3 protein-coding genes are annotated in these 3,206 nt (G+C 73.8%); 2 read left to right on the top strand and 1 reads right to left on the bottom strand.

Annotation, left to right across the window (positions count from 1 at the left end):
* Positions 1-723, bottom strand: a 723-nt coding sequence (locus BU198_RS33275; protein WP_188300570.1) for a TerD family protein, incomplete at its 3' end; no start/stop codon positions are given.
* A gap of 358 nt (positions 724-1,081) precedes the next feature.
* On the opposite strand from BU198_RS33275, the gene BU198_RS33270 reads away from it, so the two are divergent.
* The gene (locus tag BU198_RS33270; RefSeq protein ID WP_188300569.1) at positions 1,082-2,290 is read left to right on the top strand and encodes an HpcH/HpaI aldolase/citrate lyase family protein; all 1,209 of its coding nucleotides are present in this window, start codon (positions 1,082-1,084) and stop codon (positions 2,288-2,290) included.
* 213 nt (positions 2,291-2,503) lie between these two features.
* Positions 2,504-3,206, top strand: a 703-nt coding sequence (locus tag BU198_RS33265; protein ID WP_188300568.1) for a phosphoribosyltransferase domain-containing protein, incomplete at its 3' end; no start/stop codon positions are given.

The raw sequence follows: 3,206 nt of genomic DNA, 5'->3' as shown, positions 1-3,206 counted from the left end.
CTGGGGCCGGACCGGCTCGGGCGTCGGCTGCGGGACGGCCGGGGCCAGGGTGAAGGTGCCCGGCTCGGGGGTGGTCGAGCGCGGGTCCGGCAGCGGGGTGCTGCGCGGGTCGAGCGCGCCGGACGGGGTGGCGGCGGACCCGGACGCGGAGGCCGCCGCCAGCTCGGCCTCCGCCTCGTCGTCCACGGTGATGCCGAAGTCGGTGGCGAGCCCGATCAGTCCGGAGGTGTAACCCTGGCCGATCGCCCGGAACTTCCAGCCCCCGGCCCGACGGTACAGCTCGCCCGCGACCAGCGCGGTGACGGTCTCGGCGTCCTCGATCCGGAACTCGGCGAGCGCGGGCGCGCCCTCGCCGGCCGTGGCGTCGAAGAGCAGCAGACGCAGCCCCGGCACCGCCCGGAACGGTCCGCCCTCGGAGGAGCCGGCCAGCACCACGCGGTCCACCTCGGCGGGCAGCTTGCCCAGCTCGACCTCGACCGTGTCGATGATCTCGGAGCCGCCGGAGGTCTGCTGCTTGGGCAGGTGGCGGACCAGGCCGGACGGGTGGCGGGGCTGGTTGTAGAAGACGAAGTCGGCGTCCGAGCGGACCTTGCCGCCGGCGCCGAGCAGCAGCGCGGACGCGTCCACGTCCGGCGCACCGGGCGTGGCGCTCCAGCGCAGCACGGCGCGGACCGCCGCCGCCGGCAGTGCGATGTTGGCGCCCTTGGCCATCACGTGCGTCATAGCCGACCATCCTGCCTGTTCGCCACCCCTTCGGACAACGTGACCGGACCGGTCCGCGCCGGGTCGGACTTTGCCAAGACTTGCGCTTTCCGAGGTTTGCCGCCGTCGTTTCCGAAGTTCGCCGACGTCGCGCCCATGATCGTCCAAGTGGACCGGGATGTTCCGGGAGTTCAGTGCCGGGGAACCGGGAGCGGCCTGATCCCGTCCGTACGATGGGCGGTCGAAGGGTCCCCGGGGGGTTCGGCGGCAGGGCGTCCGGCGGAGGCGCGTCCGGGGAACCATGGCGCCCGGTCGGCAGGTTGACCAGGGTGTCGTCGGCAACGGGCCGGCGGTCGGTCCACTTCCTGGAGGAGAGCACATGCGCCATTTCGGCCACCTCGCCGAGGACGTACGCGGCCGGCTCTTCCTGGAGCAGCCGCGCCCGTTCACCGCGCGCAGCGAACCGGCGGTGCTCGCCACCGCGCTCGGCGGCACCCTCTACAGCCCGGCCACCAGGCCCGCCCTGGCGGCCGACATCCGCAAACAGGCTGGTCGGGGTGTGGTGTCGATGGTGCTCTGCCTGGAGGACGCGATCGCCGACCACGAGGTGGACGCGGGCGAACGGAACCTGGTCGAGCAGTTGACTGACCTGGTCAATGATTTCACCGACTGTGCACAGAGTCACCCCCTCCTCTTCATCCGGGTCCGCACCGCCGCCCAGATCCTCGACCTGGCCGAACGCCTCGGCCCGGCCGTCGAGCTGCTCAGCGGCTTCGTGCTGCCGAAGTTCACCCCCGCCAACGGTGGCGCGTACCTGGCCGCGCTGGCCGCCGCCGAGGCCGCGACCGGGCGGCGGCTGTTCGCCATGCCCGTCCTGGAATCGCCCGAACTCGCCCACCTGGAGACCAGGCGGGAGCAGCTGTTCGGTCTCGCCGAGCTGCTCGCCGGGTACCGGGAGCGGGTGCTCGCCGTCCGCCTCGGGGTCACCGACCTCTGCTCCGCGTACGGCCTGCGGCGCTCGCCCGACCTCACCGCGTACGACGTCGCGCTGGTCGCGGCGGTGATCGGGGACGTGGTCAACGTGCTCGGCCGGGCGGACGGCACCGGGCACACCATCACCGGGCCGGTTTGGGAGTACTTCCCGGTGCAGGAGCGGATGTTCAAGCCGCAGCTGCGCCGCACCCCGTTCGCCGGGGCCGCGGTCGGCGCCGCCGCCGGGGCGGCCAGGGCCTCCGGGGAGGAGGTCCGCCGGCGGATCATCGAACACGACCTGGACGGGCTGATCAGGGAGGTCGAGCTGGACCGGGCCAACGGCCTGCTCGGCAAGACCTGCATCCACCCCAGCCACGTGCCCGCCGTGCACGCGCTCTCCGTGGTCACGCACGAGGAGTACTGCGACGCCCGGGACATCCTCCGGCAGGAGCAGGACGGCGGCGGGGTGCTGCGCTCGGCGTACACCAACAAGATGAACGAGGCCCGGCCGCACCGGGCCTGGGCGGAGCGGGTGCTGCTGCGTGCGGAGGTGTTCGGGGTGGCCAGGGAGGACGTGAGCTTCGCGGAACTGCTGTCGGCCTGCCTGTGCGGCTGATCCCGTGGGCGGGTGTCTGCCGTGCGGCAGGCTGCCCGTACTCCTTGCACTCCCGGTACTCCCGGTACTCCCCGGACTCCCCGGACTCCCGGTACTCCCGGACGACCGCCGTACGACCGTTTCTTCGCGCCGCCGAGGCCCGGCCGTTCCCTCCGGTTCCCGTAGGACGGATATGACGAACGCACCATCGCACCATCGAAGGCAGGACCAGCAGTGACAGCAACACCGCAGACGTGGACCGGCCGCTGGGTCGCCGACCGGGCCGGGATCGCGCTGACCGGCTCCGAGCGCCTCCCCGAACTCGTCGGCCTGGCGCTGCGCGCGGGGAACCCGAAGCGCGCCCACCTGCTGGTCTCCAACGTGCTCGGCAAGCACGTGCCGCAGCGGCCCTCGGTGGTCCACGGCACCGGGCTCGAACTCGGCCGCCGGGTCCGCGGACTGCTCGGCGCGCGGGCCGCCGCGCGGGCCGTCGTGCTCGGCTACGCGGAGACCGCCACCGGCCTCGGCCACAGCGTCGCCGACGGCCTGGACGCCCCCTACCTGCACTCCACCCGCCGCCCGGTGCCCGGCCTGGCCCCGGTCGGCGGCTTCGAGGAGGAGCACTCGCACGCCACCTCGCACCTGCTGCTCCCCGCCGATCCCGGACTCCTCGCCGGGGACGGCCCCCTGGTGCTGGTGGACGACGAGTTCTCGACCGGCAGGACGGTGCTCAACACCATCCGCGACCTGCACGCCAGCCACCCGCGCGGCCACTACGTGGTGGTCGCCCTGGTCGACCTGCGCTCCGCCGCCGACCGGCGCCGGCTCGACCGGGCCGCCGCCGAACTCGGCGTCCGGCTGGACCTGGTGGCCACCGCGAGCGGGTCCGTCGAGCTGCCCGCGGACGTCGTGGCGCGGGCCGAGCGGCTGGTCGCCG

The sequence above is a fragment of the Streptomyces sp. CBMA156 genome, from assembly GCF_014596515.1.
GTDB lineage: Bacteria > Actinomycetota > Actinomycetes > Streptomycetales > Streptomycetaceae > Kitasatospora.
The sequence above is the reverse complement of the archived record's forward strand: the minus strand, read 5'-3'. Positions and strand labels throughout refer to the sequence as shown.